Origin of the sequence: Pseudomonas sp. NPDC090755 (assembly GCF_044769005.1) — a bacterium.
Classification (GTDB): Bacteria; Pseudomonadota; Gammaproteobacteria; order Pseudomonadales; family Pseudomonadaceae; genus Aquipseudomonas.
This window is the reverse complement of record NZ_JBIVXC010000005.1, coordinates 1-17,293: the sequence shown is the minus strand read 5'-3', so window position 1 is coordinate 17,293 and position 17,293 is coordinate 1. Positions and strand designations below refer to the sequence as shown.

General features: G+C 62.8%; 11 protein-coding genes. 4 read left to right on the top strand and 7 right to left on the bottom strand.

Annotation, left to right across the window (positions count from 1 at the left end):
• Positions 1-85 precede the first annotated feature (85 nt).
• Both ACIQUS_RS09880 and ACIQUS_RS09875 read right to left on the bottom strand, forming a co-directional pair.
• Positions 86-661, bottom strand: coding sequence for an ANTAR domain-containing response regulator (locus tag ACIQUS_RS09880; protein ID WP_285862433.1), 576 nt, complete (start codon positions 659-661; stop codon positions 86-88).
• A 15-nt stretch (positions 662-676) separates the two neighbouring features.
• Entirely contained in the window at positions 677-1,891 is a 1,215-nt protein-coding gene (locus ACIQUS_RS09875; RefSeq protein ID WP_403046154.1) for a CmpA/NrtA family ABC transporter substrate-binding protein, read from the bottom strand.
• Positions 1,892-2,041: 150 nt separating this feature from the next.
• Here ACIQUS_RS09875 and ACIQUS_RS09870 point away from each other — a divergent pair, with 150 nt between their 5' ends.
• Positions 2,042-3,064 (top strand): quinone-dependent dihydroorotate dehydrogenase, encoded by a 1,023-nt coding sequence (locus ACIQUS_RS09870; RefSeq protein WP_403046151.1) that lies wholly within the window; start codon positions 2,042-2,044, stop codon positions 3,062-3,064.
• Between the two features lie 95 nt (positions 3,065-3,159).
• Here the strand turns inward: ACIQUS_RS09870 and rmf are convergent, their stop codons facing one another.
• Positions 3,160-3,375, bottom strand: coding sequence for a ribosome modulation factor (rmf, locus tag ACIQUS_RS09865; protein WP_010223328.1), 216 nt, complete (start codon positions 3,373-3,375; stop codon positions 3,160-3,162).
• A 540-nt stretch (positions 3,376-3,915) separates the two neighbouring features.
• On the opposite strand from rmf, the gene rlmKL reads away from it, so the two are divergent.
• Together rlmKL and ACIQUS_RS09855 are read left to right on the top strand one after the other, a co-directional pair.
• Positions 3,916-6,117 carry a bifunctional 23S rRNA (guanine(2069)-N(7))-methyltransferase RlmK/23S rRNA (guanine(2445)-N(2))-methyltransferase RlmL gene (rlmKL, locus tag ACIQUS_RS09860; protein ID WP_403046147.1) on the top strand — a complete coding sequence of 734 codons (2,202 nt, stop codon included), beginning with the start codon at positions 3,916-3,918 and terminating at the stop codon, positions 6,115-6,117.
• Between the two features lie 100 nt (positions 6,118-6,217).
• Positions 6,218-8,614: a diguanylate cyclase gene (locus ACIQUS_RS09855; protein WP_403046145.1), complete on the top strand. Its 2,397-nt coding sequence runs from the start codon at positions 6,218-6,220 to the stop codon at positions 8,612-8,614.
• 4 nt (positions 8,615-8,618) lie between these two features.
• Here the strand turns inward: ACIQUS_RS09855 and dacB are convergent, their stop codons facing one another.
• Complete coding sequence (gene dacB, locus ACIQUS_RS09850; protein ID WP_403046142.1) at positions 8,619-10,082, bottom strand: D-alanyl-D-alanine carboxypeptidase/D-alanyl-D-alanine-endopeptidase; 1,464 nt, start codon at positions 10,080-10,082, stop codon at positions 8,619-8,621.
• A gap of 205 nt (positions 10,083-10,287) precedes the next feature.
• Here dacB and ACIQUS_RS09845 point away from each other — a divergent pair, with 205 nt between their 5' ends.
• Complete coding sequence (locus ACIQUS_RS09845) at positions 10,288-10,632, top strand: YggL family protein (protein WP_403046138.1); 345 nt, start codon at positions 10,288-10,290, stop codon at positions 10,630-10,632.
• Between the two features lie 40 nt (positions 10,633-10,672).
• Here the strand turns inward: ACIQUS_RS09845 and ACIQUS_RS09840 are convergent, their stop codons facing one another.
• The 3 genes from ACIQUS_RS09840 to ACIQUS_RS09830 form a co-directional block, all read right to left on the bottom strand.
• Positions 10,673-14,335 (bottom strand): transporter substrate-binding domain-containing protein, encoded by a 3,663-nt coding sequence (locus tag ACIQUS_RS09840; protein WP_403046135.1) that lies wholly within the window; start codon positions 14,333-14,335, stop codon positions 10,673-10,675.
• A gap of 8 nt (positions 14,336-14,343) precedes the next feature.
• A complete protein-coding gene (locus tag ACIQUS_RS09835) occupies positions 14,344-14,970 on the bottom strand; it encodes a response regulator (RefSeq protein ID WP_403046132.1) in 627 nt (208 codons plus the stop codon).
• 302 nt (positions 14,971-15,272) lie between these two features.
• A complete protein-coding gene (locus ACIQUS_RS09830) occupies positions 15,273-16,604 on the bottom strand; it encodes a deoxyguanosinetriphosphate triphosphohydrolase (RefSeq protein ID WP_403046130.1) in 1,332 nt (443 codons plus the stop codon).
• Positions 16,605-17,293: the final 689 nt, after the last annotated feature.

Sequence of the window (17,293 nt, the reverse complement as noted above, 5' to 3'; positions counted from 1 at the left end):
GGGGGGGCGACGTCTTTGTCGTGGAGGGGCAACCGCCGTTGGCTACCGGTACGAATGATTTAGCAAGAGCCGGGCCAGAGTCGCCTCAGCCCAGCAGATCGCTCATGGCGATGATCTGTTCGGCCACCTGGATCAGCTTCTGCTGCTTGCTCATGGCCTGGCGGCGCATCAGGGTGTAGGCCTGCTCCTCGTTGCAGTCCTTCATCTTCATCAGCAGGCCCTTGGCCAGTTCGATGCGCTTGCGTTCGGCCAGTTGCTGGTCGCGGGCCTGCAACTGGGCCTTGAGCGCCTGGTCGCTCTCGAAGCGGGCCATGGCCACATCGAGAATCGGCTGCAGCCGCGCGGCATGGATGCCTTCGACGATGTAGGCGCTGACGCCGGCCTGGATCGCCTGGCGCATCACCCCGGGATCGTGCTCGTCGGTGAACATGACAATCGGCCGAGGTCGGTCGCGGCTGACCAGCACCACCTGTTCCATGACATCACGGCCCGGTGATTCGGTATCGATCAGCACCACGTCCGGACGCACCGTTTCGACGCGTGCCGGCAGGTCGATGGTCAGCCCGGACTCTTCGATAACCTCGAAGCCGGCCTCGACCAGCGCAGCCTTCAGGCGTCCGACTTTCTTTGCGGTGTCATCGATCAACAGGATTCGCAGCATCAAAGCGTCTCCTTCTCAGCGGCAGGCGAGGGCGGCGGGCGACTCGGCCAGCGCGTGCAGGGCAAAGCTGCGGGCATAGGCGGCCGGCTCGCTGCCATCCCACCAGGTGCCATCGATCAACTGGCTGCGCCGCAGGTTGCTTTCATCGCACGGCACGCCAAGGGCGCTGGCGGCGTCGCGATACAGCGCCAGTTGCTGGACCCGCTGTGCCACGGCCAGGTAGTCGGGGTCTTCACGCAGCAGGCCCCAGCGGCGGAACTGGGTCATGAACCACATGCCGTCGGACAGATAGGGCAGGTTGGCGCGGCCCTGGTCATGCAGGCGCAAGGCATGGGGGTCGTGCCAGCGATTGCCAAGGCCGTCGTGGTAGTCGCCCAGCAAACGCGGCTCGATGCTGCGCAGCGATGTGTCCAGATAGGCCTTGCCACTGAGCAGTTGCGCGGTGCTGCGGCGGTTTTCCGGACTTTGCTCGATGAACCGGCTGGCGGCCAGGATCGCCATGACCAGGGCCCGGGCGGTGTTGGGGTACTGCTCGACAAAGGCGCGGGTGCAGCCCAGGACTTTCTCTGGATGGTCCGGCCAGATGGACTGGCTGCAGGCCAGGGTGAACCCCTGGCCCTGGTCGACGGCGCTCGCCGACCAGGGCTCGCCGACGCAGAAGCCGTCGATGCGCCCGGCCTGCAGATGGGCAAGCATCTGTGCCGGCGGTACGACCACGCTGCTGACGTCGTGCAAGGGATGGATGCCTTGGCTGGCCAGCCAGTAATACAGCCACATGGCATGGGTACCTGTGGGAAAGGTCTGAGCAAAGGTCAGTTTTGAACTGCTTTGGTGCACGAAACGCTTCAGTGCCTCTGGAGTGGTCACGCCCTGGCGTTGTAAGGCCGGCGACAGGTTGATGCCCTGGGCGTTCTGGTTCAGGCCCATCAGCACCGACATGTCGGTGGCACCGATGCCGCCGATGCCCAGGTGCACGGCGTAGATCAGCCCGTACAGGCTATGGGCGGCGTCCAGCTCGCCACTGACCAGCTTGTCGCGCAGGCCGGCCCAGGAGCTCTGGCGCTTGAGGTTGAGGCTCAGGCCGTAGGGCTGGGCGAAGCCCTGGGTGGCGGCCACCACCACCGAAGCGCAATCGCTCAGGGCCATGAAGCCGATATCCAGGCTGTGCTTCTCCGGCGCGTCGCTGCCGTTGACCCAGGCCAGGGGGGAAGTGGGGGTGTCTGTATTCACAAGGTCGTGCCCGTATCGAGGTCTGGCCGTGCCTTATGGCGGGCCGGGGTTGTCTGTAACAAAGCAACGCATATGCCAAGGCGGCGCTGTCCCCCGGACGACGCCGCCGCTATAATCGCCCACCTCACTCACGTCGAGCTAAGCCCGCCCATGTATACCCTGGCCCGCCAGCTGCTGTTCAAGCTCTCTCCGGAGACCTCCCATGACCTGTCCCTGGACCTGATCGGCGCCGGTGGCCGCCTGGGCCTGAACGGGCTGCTGACCAAGGCCCCGGCATCGCTGCCGGTCACGGTCATGGGCCTGGAGTTCGCCAACCCGGTGGGGCTGGCGGCAGGGCTGGACAAGAACGGCGCGGCCATCGACGGCTTCGCCCAGCTGGGTTTCGGTTTTGTCGAGATCGGCACCGTGACCCCGCGTCCGCAGCCGGGCAACCCCAAGCCACGTCTGTTCCGCCTGCCGGAAGCCGAGGCGATCATCAACCGCATGGGCTTCAACAACCTGGGTGTCGACAACCTGCTGGGCCGTGTGCGTGCGGCCAAATACCGCGGCGTGCTGGGCATCAACATCGGCAAGAACTTCGACACCCCGGTCGAGCGCGCGGTGGATGACTACCTGATCTGCCTGGAGAAGGTCTACGACCAGGCCAGCTATATCACCGTCAACGTCAGCTCGCCGAACACGCCGGGCCTGCGCAGCCTGCAATTCGGCGATTCGCTCAAGCAACTGCTCGATGCCCTGGCCGAGCGCCGTGGGCAACTGGCAACCCAGTACGGCAAGCATGTGCCGCTGGCGATCAAGATCGCGCCGGACATGAGCGACGAGGAAACCGCACTGGTGGCTTCGGCGCTGATCGAATCAGGCATGGACGCGGTGATCGCCACCAACACCACCCTTGGCCGTGAAGGGGTCGAAGGCCTGCAGCATGGTGATGAGGCCGGTGGCCTGTCCGGTGCGCCGGTGCTGGAAAAGAGCACCCACATCGTCAAGGTGCTTTCCGGTGAACTGGGCGGCAAGCTGCCGATCATCGCCGCTGGCGGGATCACCGAGGGCAAGCACGCGGCGCAGAAGATCGCTGCCGGTGCCAGCCTGGTACAGATTTATTCGGGGTTCATCTACAAGGGGCCTGCGCTGATTCGCGAGGCCGTGGATGCCATCGCCGCCATGCCGCGCTGAAGCGCAGGCATAAAAAAGGGCCCCTTGAAGGGGCCCCTGGGCCTTAGCCCGCCGCCCGGATGGGGCGCGCATGGTAAATGAATTCAGTTCCTCGCTCAGCCAACGGCGTGAAGTTCGTTGAGTCTATGAATACCCGCAGTGCCGGTCATACCGTCCCAGTTGTCGCCGCGTCCTTCGCGCCAGCCATTGATCCATGCCTGGCGTACAGACGGTAGAGTAAAGGGGCAAAGCTCGCGGGATTTGCCGGTGACCCCATATTGGTAGCCACGTGAAAATGCTCGTTCCAACGGATCACGCTTAAGTCTTCTCATAGGGTGTTGCCCTCACTTGTTGACTGTAATGTCCCGTCGGCCTCTAGGAGGCCGGGCAGAATCGTTCTGCCGGTTTGCGCTCGCTGCCGGCGTCGCGAGCGAAAGTGTTGCCCCGTTGCGGTGACAACCTGAGATGAGTTCTAACCAATGCACGACACAGTGTGAATGATCGTTTTGTCATAAGGGCGTAACCTTTCTGAGGGTCACAGGATAAGTAAATAAATGCGTCTGAAGAGGATGCGACGCAAAGCCCGCTATGATCAGGGTTTGATCGGAGAAGAAGTCACTTGGCCATTGCCGGGTGATAATTTGTAACAAGGCAGTCAATACGACGAAGGGTCATTTTTCCCCCTGATAATCGTGAATTTTTCATTCTGCCCGGTGATCAAAGGTTTTCTGCCCCAGGCAAAAGGCCGGATTTACGGGCGGCCCGGCACTCATCGCAGTGCCATTCGAGCGCTCGCTGGAAAGGCGTTCGATTAAACATCGGCAGGGCAATGCGTTTGCCCTCCACTTATTGCTCAAGGCACTGGATACCTCATGTCGGACCGTTTCGAACTCTACCTCACCTGCCCCAAAGGCCTTGAAGGCCTGCTTGCCGAAGAAGCGCGCGGCCTTGGCCTTGAAGAGGTGCGTGAACACACCTCGGCCATTCGCGGCTCGGCCGACATGGAAACCGCCTACCGCCTGTGCCTCTGGTCTCGCTTGGGCAACCGCGTGCTGCTGGTGCTCAAGCGCTTCACCATGAAGAATGCCGACGAGCTGTACGACGGCGTCCACGAGGTCGAGTGGCAGGACCACCTGGAACCCAGCGGCTCGCTGGCGGTGGAGTTCAGCGGTCATGGCTCGGGCATCGACAACACCCATTTCGGCGCCCTGAAGGTCAAGGATGCCATCGTCGACAAACTGCGCACCCGTGACGGCGAGCGCCCGTCGGTGGACAAGCTCAATCCGGACTTGCGCGTGCACCTGCGCCTGGAGCGTGGTGAGGCGATCCTGTCCCTGGACCTGTCCGGGCACAGCCTGCACCAGCGCGGCTATCGCCTGCAGCAAGGTGCCGCCCCGCTCAAGGAAAACCTGGCCGCTGCCGTGTTGATCCGTGCCGGCTGGCCGCGCATTGCCGCCGAGGGCGGTGCCCTGGCTGACCCGATGTGCGGTGTGGGTACCTTCCTGGTCGAGGCGGCGATGATTGCCGCCGATATCGCGCCGAACCTCAAGCGTGAGCGCTGGGGTTTCAGTGCCTGGCTCGGTCATGTGCCGGCCCTGTGGCGCAAGCTGCATGACGAAGCCCTGGCCCGTGCCCAGGCCGGCCTTGCCCGTCCACCGTTGTGGATCCGTGGTTACGAAGCCGATCCGCGACTGATCCAGCCGGGGCGCAACAACGTCGAGCGCGCGGGCCTGAGTGACTGGGTGAAGATCTACCAGGGCGAGGTGGGCACCTTCGAACCGCGTCCGGACCAGAACCAGAAAGGCCTGGTGATCTGCAACCCACCCTACGGCGAGCGCCTGGGTGATGAAGCCAGCCTGCTGTACCTCTACCAGAACCTCGGCGAGCGCCTGCGCCAGGCCTGCCTGAACTGGGAGGCGGCGGTGTTCACCGGCGCGCCGGACCTGGGCAAGCGCATGGGTATCCGCAGCCATAAGCAGTATGCGTTCTGGAACGGCGCGCTGCCGTGCAAGCTGCTGCTGATCAAGGTTCAACCCGACCAGTTTGTGACCGGCGAGCGCCGCCAGCCCGAACGTGACACCCATGGCAACGAAGGCCAGCGCTCGCCTGCGGCAGTGGCCAGCGAGCCGGCGCGCCTGAGCGAAGGCGGACAGATGTTCGCCAACCGTCTGCAGAAGAACCTCAAGCAGTTGGGCAAATGGGCCAAGCGCGAGCAGGTCGGTTGCTACCGCCTGTATGACGCCGACATGCCCGAGTATGCCCTGGCCATCGACCTCTACCAGGACTGGGTGCACGTGCAGGAATACGCCGCGCCGCGCTCGGTTGACCCGGAGAAGGCCCAGGCTCGCCTGTTCGATGCGCTGGCTGCCATTCCCCAGGCCCTGGGCATTGACCAGAGCCGGGTGGTGGTCAAGCGTCGCGAGCGCCAGAGCGGCACTCGCCAGTACGAGCGGCAGAACACCCAGGGGCAGTTCCTGGAAGTCCGTGAAGGGGGGGTGAAGTTGCTCGTCAACCTGACCGACTACCTGGACACCGGGTTGTTCCTCGACCACCGCCCGATGCGTATGCGCATCCAGCGCGAGGCGGCCGGCAAGCGCTTCCTCAACCTGTTCTGCTACACCGCCACGGCCAGTGTGCATGCGGCCAAGGGCGGGGCGCGCAGCACCACCAGCGTCGACCTGTCGCGCACTTACCTGGACTGGGCCCGCCGCAACCTGTCGCTCAACGGTTTCTCCGACAAGAACCGCCTGGAGCAGGGTGACGTCATGGCCTGGTTGCAAGCGTGCCGCGACGAATTCGACCTGATCTTCATCGACCCGCCGACCTTCTCCAACTCCAAGCGCATGGAAGGCGTGTTCGACGTCCAGCGCGACCACATCGAGCTGCTTGACCTCGCCGTGGCGCGACTGGCGCCCGGTGGTGTGCTGTATTTCTCCAACAACTTCCGCAAATTCCAGCTCGATGAGCATCTGGCCGAGCGCTACAAGGTGGAGGAAATCAGCGCCCAGACCCTGGACCCGGACTTTGCCCGCAACAGCAAGATCCACCGGGCCTGGCGCATTCAGGCGCGCTGAGCAATTTCTCCCGGGCCGGCAATTGCTTCATTAGTGGCTAATGGCTATAACTGAAGCAGGGCCCGGGAAACGCTGCATGCTGGCGTTATGAGTGTTATCTATGTCGAAGCATGGCGTTCGTCCAAAGATGCTCGGCTTTGTCAGCGAAGAAGTGTCCGCCTGGCTGGTGGCCCTTGTGGCTCTGGTGGCCGGCGGACTGTTGACCGCGATACTGGCGCTGGCAACCCATGGGTTGTACCAGCAGCAGTTGCGCCAACGCTTCGAGTTGCTGGCCAGCGAGCGCTACAGTCGTATCGAAGAGCGCTTCGAGGATCAGGTGCAGCGGCTGGACGGGCTGCGCCGCTTCTTCGTCTTTGCCACCGAAATCACCCTTGAAGAATTCAACGGCTATGCACGGCCCTTGCTGCATCGCACCCAGGCCTATTCCTGGGCACCGCGGGTGCAAGGCGCGACGCGCAGAGAGTTTGAACAGCGGGCCAGCCAGACGCTGCAGTTTGCCTACCAGATTCGTCAACTGACCGACAGCGGCAGCTTGCAACCGGCATCCGAGCGTCCGTTGTATTACCCGGTGCTGTTCACCCAGGCATTGAGCCTCAAGGATCAACCGTTCGGTCTGGACCTGCTGTCCCAGGCTGAGCGCCAGGACACCCTGGCGCGCGCCTCCCAGCCTGGCAGCATGGCGGTTTCGGCGCCGCTGAATCTCACCGATGTCGACCCGCAGTACGCCCGCGGAGTACTGATGGCGGCGCCGGTGTTCTCGCCACGCCAGCCTGAAGCGCATCCCCGGGGTTATGTCATGGCGGTGATCAGCATGCGCCAACTGATGGCCGAAGGCTTGCCCAGCGCGGAAAAAGACAACCTGGTCGTGCGCATTCATGACCTGTCGGACCAGGACGGTCAGCACGAGCTGTTGTTCCAGTCGGATAACAAGGGCACCACCTCGCCGTTGGCGGCCAGTCACCTGTTGCACCTGGCCGATCATGACTACCAGCTGGATATCCGTCCGAGCCTGGCCTTCATGCAGGCCAACCGCTCTTCGGCCGTCAATGCCGTGGTGTTGCTCGGCGGGCTGCTCAGCCTGATGCTCAGCGCCTTGTTGTTCAGCCTGTTCAGCCAGCGCCAGCGCGCCCTGACCCTGGTCGAGCAACGCACCGGCGAGCTGCGTGTCAGCGAGCAATCCCTGCGCGACACCCATAACCAGTTGCGCAGCGTGCTGGATGCCGCGACCCAGGTGGCGATCATCGCCACCAACCTGCGCGGGGTGATCAGTACCTTCAATGCGGGCGCTGAGCGCATGCTCGGCTACAGCAGCGCCGAAGCCGTGGGGAGCCTGACCCTCGAAGCCCTGGTGTCGCCCGAGGAGCTGCACCAGCGGGCGCGAGTCCTGAGCCTGCGTTATGGTCGCGAGGTGAGCATGGCCCAGGCGATGTTTGCCGAAACCATCCAGGAGGGCGGCAGCGTGCCTGGCGAGTGGACGCTGCAGCGCAAGGACGGCAGCCACCTGCTGGCCAACATGCTGGTGACGGCGGTGCTCGATGAGCATGGGCTGTGGGTCGGGCACCTGGCCATCTGCATCGATGTCACTGAGCGCAAGCGCATCCATGAGGCCCTGGCGGCCCGCGACCGTCTGCTGGACAAGCTCAGCGCCGAGGTGCCCGGTGGTATCTATCAGTTTTGTCTGCGTCCGGACGGCACGTCCTGCTTCAGTTACGCCAGTGAGGGCTTGCGCGATATCTACGAGATCGACCCGGAGCTGTTGCGCCAGGATGCCACGGCGGTGTTCGAACGCATCCATCCCGATGACCTGGGCCGGGTGCGTACCTCGATTCGCTATTCGGCCGAGCACCTGACGGCCTGGCGCGAAGAGTACCGGGTGCTGCTGCCACAGGCGGGCCTGCGCTGGGTGAGGGGCGAGGCCACGCCGGAGCCGATGGACGATGGCGGCACGCTTTGGCATGGCTACCTGACCGATATCTCCGACCTCAAGCGGGTTGAGGAAGAGCTGCGGGCCCTGTCGGTGACCGACGCACTGACAGGCATCCACAACCGGCGCTATTTCCAGGAGCGCCTCAAAGCCGAGCTGGAACGTGTGCAGCGTGAGCAGCAGGACCTGGCGGTGATCATGCTGGACATCGACCATTTCAAGAAGATCAACGATCAGTACGGCCACGCCATGGGCGACCATGTGCTGCGCAGCATCTGCCAGCGCATCAACAACCGGCTGCGGCGCACGGATGTGTTCTGTCGCCTGGGGGGCGAGGAGTTCATGGTGTTGTGCCCGGGCAGCAGCGCCGACCAGGCGTATTTGCTGGCCATGGAACTATGGCAGGGAGTACGGAGCATAGAGGTCGAAGGCGTTGGTCGGGTCACCGCCAGTTTCGGTGTGGCTGGCTGGCGCCCGGGGGAGGGCGCCGATGCCTTGCTGTTGCGTGCCGATTCGGGGGTCTATGCGGCCAAGCAGGCTGGCCGCGACCGGGTCGAGGCCGAGCTGCCCTGACGCCTCAGGGTTGTACCGAGGCGGTGCTGTTGACCAGCTTCGGCTGGCGGTAGAGGTCCAGCAGTACCTGGTCGAGGATGGCCGAGGCACCCCAGGGTTTCGGGTCGTTGAGGATCGCCGCGACCGCCCAGGTGTTGCCGTTGCTGTCGCGGCTGTAGCCGGCGATGGCCCGCACGGTATTCAGGGTACCGGTCTTGATGTGGGCCTCACCGGACATGGCGGTGCGCTTGAGGCGTTTGCGCATGGTGCCGTCCATGCCGACCAGCGGCATGGAGCTGATGAACTCGGCGGCATAGGGACTCTTCCAGGCGGCTTGCAGCAGGGCTGCCATTTCCCGGGTGCTGACCCGTTCGGCGCGGGACAACCCGGAGCCGTTTTCCATGATCAGGTGCGGTGCGGTGATGCCTTTTTTCGCCAACCACTGGCGCACCACGCGTTGTGCGGCACGGGCGTCGTCGCCATCGGCATCGGTGCGGAACTGCGCGCCCAGGCTCAGGAACAACTGCTGGGCCATGGTGTTGTTACTGTATTTGTTGATATCGCGAATGATCTCGACCAGGTCCGGCGAGAAGGCGCGCGCCAGCAGGCGGGCGCTTTTGGGCACGGTGTCGATGCGGTCACGGCCCTGGATGGTGCCGCCCAGTTCGCTCCAGATCGCCCGCACCGCGCCGGCGGCGTAGGTCGGGTGGTCGAGCAGCGACAGGTAGGTCTGCGAGTTGCAGCCGTCGCCCAGCTGGCCGCTGACCACCACGCTGACACCGTCAGCCTGGGGAACCGGGTTGTAGCGCACATCGCCGGTGCACTGCTTGCTGTTCACCGCCTTGACCTGATTGTCGATACGAATGTTGGCAATCGGCGGTTCGACCGATACCAGCACTTTGCCGCCATCGTTGCGGGCGACGAAGCGAAGGGCCTTGAGGTTGATCAGCAAGGAGTCGGGCTTGACCAGGAAGGGCTTGTTCTCGTCGCCGCCGTCATCATTGAACTGCGGCAGCACGGGCTGGACGAAGTGGCTGCGATCAAGCACCAGGTCTCCGCTGATGGTCTGCACGCCGTTGGCACGCAGGTCGCGCATCAGCAGCCAGAGCTTTTCCATGTTCAGCTTGGGATCGCCGCCGCCCTTGAGGTAGAGGTTGCCCTGCAAGGTACCGTTGCGCAGCGGGCCGTCGCTGTAGAACTCGGTTTTCCACTGGTGGGTCGGGCCGAGCAGCTCCAGGGCCGCATAGGTGGTCACCAGCTTCATGGTCGAGGCCGGGTTGACCGAGACGTCGGCATTGAACACGGTCGGCGTGCCTGGGCCATTGAGCGGCAGCATCACCAGCGACAGGGCCGATTCCTGCAGTTTGTTGGTCTTGAGCGCCTGCTGGACCTTGGGCGACAGGGTGGTGTTGACGGCTGCGGCCTGGGCGGTGAGTGCCGCGGGCAGAAGCAGGCCGGCAAGCAGAAGAGGACGAAACGATCTGATCATGTGCGATAAAACCCTGCAAGCGAGGGGTGAAAAAAAACGGAGCGAGAAAAGGTGAAGGCTCCGGCAAGAAAAATGTAATGCGCATTATGCCCCAAGGCGCAGGCCGATGGGGGAGTGTGAAAGGGCGCCTTATCGGCTTTTATTCCGGCAACCTTGTGGCGAAACTGGTAAAGTGCCGCGCGTTATTACTCAAGAGGATTGTTTCATGGCCACTAACCGTTCCCGCCGTCTGCGCAAAAAACTCTGCGTGGATGAATTCCAGGAGCTGGGTTTTGAGCTGAACCTGGATTTCAAGGAAGACCTGTCCGACGAAGCCATTGATGCCTTCCTCGATGCATTCCTGGCTGATGCCATGGATGCCAATGGCCTGGACTACGTTGGCGGCGACGACTTCGGTCTGGTCTGCCTGGCCAAGCGTGGCTCGGTCAGCGAAGAGCAGCGCGCCACTGTTGAAGCCTGGCTCAAGGGCCGCAACGAACTGACCAAGATCGAAGTCAGCCCGCTGCTGGACGCCTGGTACCCGGAAAACCCGGTCAATCCAGCTTCCTGATGCCCGAAGAAACGGCGGCCCGAGTGGCCGCCGTTTTTTTTCAGCCCGTATAGGCCGCAGCGTCAGTTGCGTCCGGGGGCTGCAGGTGTGCCTGAAGCGCCTGCTCCACGGCGGTCATGGCTGCCATCAACTGTTGCTGCTGGCGTTCGAGCGTGGGCGCTGATGCCTGCCTCAGGCAACCGGCTTCCAGTTGTTCACAGGCATCGATCAGTGCGCTGGCCTGGATGATTCGTGCCGCACCCAGGATGCGATGGGCTTCGTCCTTCAATTGCTCGGGTTGACGGGCCGGGTCGAGCGCCTCGAGGGACATCCGGTCCCTGGCCAGGCTTTGTTGCAGCTGTTCGAGCAGTTTGTACCAGTCGGCCCCGCAATTGCCCACTACCGGCTCCAGACCCTGCAGGTCGAATAGCGCCGTGGATGTCGTCGTGGTGCGTGGAGGCAAGGGTTTAATCCCGGCCAGGCGTTTGCCCAGGATCTTGAGGCTGATGGGCTTGAGCAGGCAGTCATCCATGCCGGCCTGCCGACAGCGTTCACGAACCTCCGGCTGGGCGTTGGCGGTGTAGCCCAGGATAGTGCTGGGTGGCCGTTGTTCCTTGGCTTCCCGGGCGCGCACGGCCTGGGCGAACTGGTAGCCATTCATCCGCGGCATGTTGCAATCGACGATCAGCACGTCGAATGACTCGCTTCGCCACAGATCCAGGCCCGCGGGGCCATTGTCGACGCTGCGATGATGCACGCCCAGGTAGTTCAGTTGCTGGGTCAGCAGCAGCAGGTTGGCCGGATGGTCATCGACCACCAGCACCTTCAGCGCATCAACGACTGCACAGGGTTCCGAGCTGGGCGCGGGGGCCGCGGGAAGGCTGGCCAGGACCTGCAGGGGCATGCTGATCTGTACCTTGGTGCCCTGGCCGAGTTCGCTGTGCAAGGTCAGGCTGCCGCCCATGAGTTGGCACAGGTCGCGACTGATCGCCAGGCCCAGGCCGGTACCGCTGCGCGCCACAGGGCTGTCGGGGTTGGCCTGGGCGAAGGGCAGGAAAATCCGCTGCTGGTCTTCCTGGCGAATACCGATACCGCTGTCCTGGACGCTCAGCTTCAGGTTGGTCAGGTCCGCCCCGGCACCCGCTGCCAGACTCAAGTCGAGGATGACGTGACCCCGTTCGGTGAACTTGATCGCATTGCTGACCAGGTTCGACAGGATCTGTTTGAAACGCAGCGGGTCCAGCAGTACATCACAGTGCGCGGCCGGTGCTATCCGCACCAGCAGGCGCAGGTTCTTCTGCCGTGCCAGGCCGTCGAACACCCGGCCCACCGACTCCACCAGCGCCGCCAGGCTGACCCGTTCCGGCGCAAGGCTCAGGTGTCCGGACTCGATCCGGGCGATGTCGAGTATGTCCCCGATCAGGGCCAGCAGGTCCTTGGCCGAGTTGTAGGCAACTTCCACCGCCGGACGATCCAATTGGCCTTGGTGGGCTTTCTCCAGGGTCAGTTCGAGCATGCCGAGGATGGCGTTCATTGGTGTGCGGATTTCGTGGCTGATGGTGGCCAGAAAGGTGCTTTTGGCCCGGTTGGCGTCGTCGGCCTGCTGTTTGGCCAGACTCAGGTCCTGGATCAGCTGACGTCGTTCGCTGATGTCGATCCAGCCACCGATGATGCCCTGGACCTCACCCAGTGAGTCTCGGTAGGGCAGGATCCAGTGGTAGATGGTCATTGCCTTGTCGTTGAGCAGCAGCGGGCGGTCGACGATCAACGGCACACCTTCGCGCATCACCTGCTGGTAGTCAGCCTGGATCTGGCTGGCATGGCAAATGTCCCCCAGGGCGCAGTGCTGGATGCCCTTGCCGAGGACTTCGTCGAGCTTCATCTGTACGGCCTCCAGGTAGCTGTCGTTGCAGCTCTGCAAGAGCCCCTGGCGGTCACGGACGTACATCGGATGAGGTGTGCCGTTGAGTAGTGCGCGCATGAACTCGAGCTGGTCGCCCAGGGCGCGTTCGGCGGCCTCGCGCTGTTTGATCTGGTGGCGCATCCAGGCGTTCCAGGCCAGTGACAACAGCAGCAGCAAGCTGGTGCCCAGGATGATCTGCAGGATCAGGCGCTGGTACTTTCGCCAGTAGGCATCGGTTTCAGTGCTGTAGCCACGCCAGCGGCTGTTGATGATGCCCAGTTCCTCGGGCGCGATGCTCAGCAGTGCCTTGTCCAGGATCGAGGCCAGCTCCTGTGCGCCTCGTGCGGTAGCCATCGAGAAGGTTGCCGGCTCCGCGCCGACCGAGGTGCGGATGGTCAGGTCGCGCTGGGAGGCCAGGCTGAAGTTGGCGTTGATCAGTGCAGTGATGGCGGCATCGACATTACCGCTGGCGAGCAGGGAGGTTGAGAAATAGGTGCTTTCGGTTTCCACCAGCTGGATGCCGGGCACGCGCTGACGCAAGTCGTCGACCAGGGGGCTGTCGCGGGTCAGGGCCACCCGGCGTCCTTGCAATTGCTCCAGGGTCATGGGTTGATCCGCTCCCTGGCGGGTCAGCAGCACGTAGGAGTTCTCCAGGTACGGGCGACTGATCGCCAGGGTGCTTGCCCGGCGCAGGCTGGGGGAGATGGCGGCAATGACATCGGCCTTGCCGTGGTTCAGGCGATCGATCATGTCGCTGATGCCGCTGGCACGCTGTACTTCGAAGCGCAGGCCGGTGCGCAGGCGAATCAGTTCGAGCAGGTCGGCGGCAATCCCGCGAAAGTTGCCGGCAGTGTCGAAAAACGTCAGCGGTGCGGCGGTTTCGTTGACCACGACGCGCACCACCGGGTGCTCTATCAACCAACGCTCCTCGCGCTGGGAGAGCTGCAGCTTGCGGTCAGTCAACAACACATCGCTGCCGGCGCTCCAGCGCTTGAAAATGGCTTCGCGGGCGCTGCTGGGGATGTTGTCCAGGGTGCTGTTGATCAACTGCAACAGGACCCGATTGCTCTGCTGCACGGCAAAGCTGAACCCTACCGGCTCGTGTTTGCCGAAATTGGCCATCTTTACGTTCTGCAGGTGGCCCTGGTTGATCAGGTAGTGGGTGGAAATGGTATCGCCGAGAAAGACATCGGCCTGGTCGAAAGCAACCGCATTCAGGGCATTCTGGTAGGAGGGGTAGGACTGAATGGTCGCCTTGGGGTAGCTGCTGCGGACTTCCTCCAGGGGCAGGTAGTGATAGACCATGCTCAGGCGCAGGCCGGCCATCCCGGTGTCCAGGGGGCGGTTTTCGTCCTCGCGGGTGACCAGCACCGGTTGATCCACCGCGTAGGGCCTGGAGAGCACCACCCCCGGGGTGGCGGCCTCGAAGCCATTGGCACTGCCGAGCAGGTCGATCTGTCCCAGGGTCAGCGCCTTGACCGCCTCCTGGCGGTTGGCAAAGCGCTGCACGTGGATCGGCATGCCCAGTGCGCGACCGAGGATGCCGGCGAAGTCTGCCGTCATGCCTTCGTAGTCACGGCCACTGGCCGTCATGTCGAATGGCGGGTAGTCGGGGGCCGAGGTCCCGAGCACCAATTGTCCTTTTCCTTCGATCCAGTGCCGCTGCGATGCGCTCAGGGGCAGGGTCACACTCGCCGCTTCCGAGCGGCTGAGCAATCGGTACTGAGCCGCCTGGGCGTCATCAGCCTGTGCCGTCAATCCCGAGAACAGTTCGGCTGCGACACTGAGCAGGCACAGAAACACCAGGCCGCGGCTAGGCATTGGTGGCCTCAAACCAGTGCATTGCGCTTGGCCATTTCAATGAGTTCGACAAGGGAGCCGGCCTTGAGTTTTTGCATCAGGCGCTTCTTGTAAGTACTGACGGTTTTGTTGCTGAGGAACATGCCCTGGGCTATTTCCTTGTTGCTTCGGCCCTGGGCAAATAATTGCAATACCATGAGTTCCCGATCATTGACCTGTTTGAACAGTTCCAGTTCGCAGGGCGACTCATCAGGGTGATGGGGTTGATTGATTGCCTGGCTTGGGAAGTAATTGTAACCGGACAGTACCGCTTTTATTGCACTGAGTAGTTCGCTCAAATCTTCCTGCTTGCATACATAACCGGCGGCGCCGGAATGCATGCAGCGTATGGCGAACAATGCCGGTGACTGTGCGGTCAATACCAGGATCTTCAGTGGAATGGCCATGCTATGGAAGCGCGACAGCACCTCCAGGCCATCCAGCCGGGGAATGCTGATATCGAGGATGATCAGGTCTGGCATGCATTCACGAACCATCTGCATGGCATCCACACCGTTGTCCGACTCTCCGATCACGCGATAGCCTTCATTCTCCAGAAGCATGCGCACTGCCAGGCGAATGACCGGGTGATCGTCGATAATGAATACAGAATGCATGGTGAACTTTCCAGGTAAGGTGCAAGGATGAAACTGCACCTTAGCGCAGATAGAACGGGCCGCACATTGAGGTAAGGGTGGGTAAGTCTTATATCGGAAATTTCCTACTAAAAAATGAGGAAGTATTTACAAATGGTAGTGTGTATGGAAGTTGTCAATGGTGTGATTGGTAACGGGGCGTTTCCAAATATTCGGTGTGTTTAACCCGTTGAACTTGCTGTAGTCGCATTCCATTGACAGGTGCATGCAAAAATGGCCAGGTCCACACGTGTTATTGGCAGGTGGTCCTGGCCTTTCTCTCCTTACACCGGGCTCGAACGCCCCGTCATCTCGCGGGCCATTTCGCTGGCGTAGCTGTCGGTCATCCCGGCAATGAAATCGATCATGCGCAGGAACGACGTGTGCAAGGATGCCGAAGGGTTGGGGGCGTTGTTGCCGAGTAGGTCGAGGATGCGCCGGCTCTTGAACGAAGGTGTACGCCCTCCATATTGTTCCAGCGCCGCGCCGCAAAAGGAGTTGAGCAGAATTTCGAGGGTGGTGTAGGCGCCGATCTCGTGCAGGGTCTTGCGTTTGTCCTGGAAGATTTTCTTACGTGCGATGTCCTTGGCCTGCAGGACGCAGCGTTTGGCCGGGCCGTGCATATGCTCGACCAGATCGCCCGGTAGTTGTCCTGACAGCAAGGCATCCTGTTGCTCGACAAAGGCGCGGGCGGCGGCGTTGGTCAGGTGCTCGATCGCCTTGCCACGCAGGATCGCCAGCTTGCGCCGACGCGAGTCGCCAGGGCCCAGTTGGCGATAGGTTTCCGGCAGGTCGTCGCCGACCAGACTGAGCAGCAGCGACTCCACTTCCGGGTAGTCGAGCAGGTCCATTTCCAGGCCATCCTCGAGGTCGATCAGGGCGTAGCAGATGTCGTCGGCGGCCTCCATCAGGTACACCAGCGGATGGCGGGCCCATAGGTTGTCTTCCAGCTGCGGCAGGCCCAGTTTGCGGGCGATCTGTTCGAGCAGCGGCAGCTCGCTCTGGTAACAGCCGAACTTGTGCTTCTTGTAGCCGAGGGCATCGGCATGGCGGGCCGTCCAGGGGTACTTCAGGTAGGTGCCGAGGGTTGCGTAGGTCAGGCGCATGCCGCCATCGAACTGGTGGTATTCCAGTTGGGTGAGGACACGAAAGCCCTGGGCGTTGCCTTCGAAATTGAGAAAGTCGGCGCGTTCGGCCTCGCTCATGGCGTCCAGCCAGCCGCGCCCTGCGGCCTGCTGGAACCAGTGGCGAATGGCATCCTCGCCGGAGTGGCCGAAGGGTGGGTTGCCGATGTCATGCGCAAGGCAGGCCGATTGCACGACCATGCCCAGGTCGCTCGGTTCGCACCATTGTGGCAATTGATCGCGCAGGGTTTCACCCACGCGCATGCCCAGTGAGCGGCCGACGCAGCTGACTTCCAGGGAGTGGGTAAGGCGAGTGTGGATGTGGTCGTTGCTCGACACCGGGTGCACCTGGGTCTTGCGGCCGAGGCGGCGGAAGGCGCCGGAGAATATTATCCGGTCGTGGTCCTTGTGGAAGGGGCTGCGGCCCAGTTCTTCAGGGCTGTGCAGGGGCTTGCCGAGTCGCTCGCGGGTGAGCAGGGTGTGCCAGTCCAAGGCCAGGTCTCCGATACAGGGGCAGGGGGGTAGCTTCCCGTGTCGGCGGGATGGCTGCAAGTCGCAATTTTGTTGAGGGGGTTTGCACCGTTGCTGAGGGATCCCGACTTGTAGCCGCTGCCGCCAGGCTGCGATCGGCCGCGAAGCGGTCGCAATCCTGGCTGCGGGTGATCGTACTTGGAGTTGGCCTTGAAGTTTGAGGGCATATCCATTTGCTAGGGTGGCGCTGAGTCACCTTTTCGCCTTTACGTGACCTGCCCCCCAAATGTTGGACACCTGACCCCACCGAAGGGCCATCCATGGCCTGCACCCAGCTACACAATGCCTCCACTCAGCCTCCTGAAGGGACGAACCGTGTCGTCTGGGCTGGCGATGTACAAACAGCAAAAGCAAAGGCACAACCAGCCAGCAGCGCCGCTGCAAGGCAAGGATATGCTCATCGTCTTCAGTGCCAGCGTTTTGGCCTGGCGTGTTGCGAGCTGATCCATTTGATGCAGTGACGCTGCTGGCCCCTTCCGCCCTTACGGCGGGCCACTTTGTCTTGGCAAAGTGGCGCAAACCGTGCGTCCCTGCATCCGGCCCTACGCTTCGCTCCGGGTCCCTTCCCTCCGGCATTGCTCCCGCCGGGGCGCACCGAAGGGCCATCCATGGCCCTGCGGTGCTTGCAGGCCATCCATGGCCTGCACCCG

Excerpts from the sequence above, each read along its gene's own strand:
- ACIQUS_RS09855 (WP_403046145.1), top strand. The coding sequence starts at position 6,218 with ATGTCGAAGCATGGCGTTCGTCCAAAGATGCTCGGCTTTGTCAGCGAA.
- ACIQUS_RS09845 (WP_403046138.1), top strand. The coding sequence starts at position 10,288 with ATGGCCACTAACCGTTCCCGCCGTCTGCGCAAAAAACTCTGCGTGGAT.
- ACIQUS_RS09835 (WP_403046132.1), bottom strand. The coding sequence starts at position 14,970 with ATGCATTCTGTATTCATTATCGACGATCACCCGGTCATTCGCCTGGCA.
- rlmKL (WP_403046147.1), top strand. The coding sequence starts at position 3,916 with ATGTCGGACCGTTTCGAACTCTACCTCACCTGCCCCAAAGGCCTTGAA.
- ACIQUS_RS09870 (WP_403046151.1), top strand. The coding sequence starts at position 2,042 with ATGTATACCCTGGCCCGCCAGCTGCTGTTCAAGCTCTCTCCGGAGACC.
- dacB (WP_403046142.1), bottom strand. The coding sequence starts at position 10,082 with ATGATCAGATCGTTTCGTCCTCTTCTGCTTGCCGGCCTGCTTCTGCCC.
- ACIQUS_RS09880 (WP_285862433.1), bottom strand. The coding sequence starts at position 661 with ATGCTGCGAATCCTGTTGATCGATGACACCGCAAAGAAAGTCGGACGC.
- ACIQUS_RS09840 (WP_403046135.1), bottom strand. The coding sequence starts at position 14,335 with ATGCCTAGCCGCGGCCTGGTGTTTCTGTGCCTGCTCAGTGTCGCAGCC.
- rmf (WP_010223328.1), bottom strand. The coding sequence starts at position 3,375 with ATGAGAAGACTTAAGCGTGATCCGTTGGAACGAGCATTTTCACGTGGC.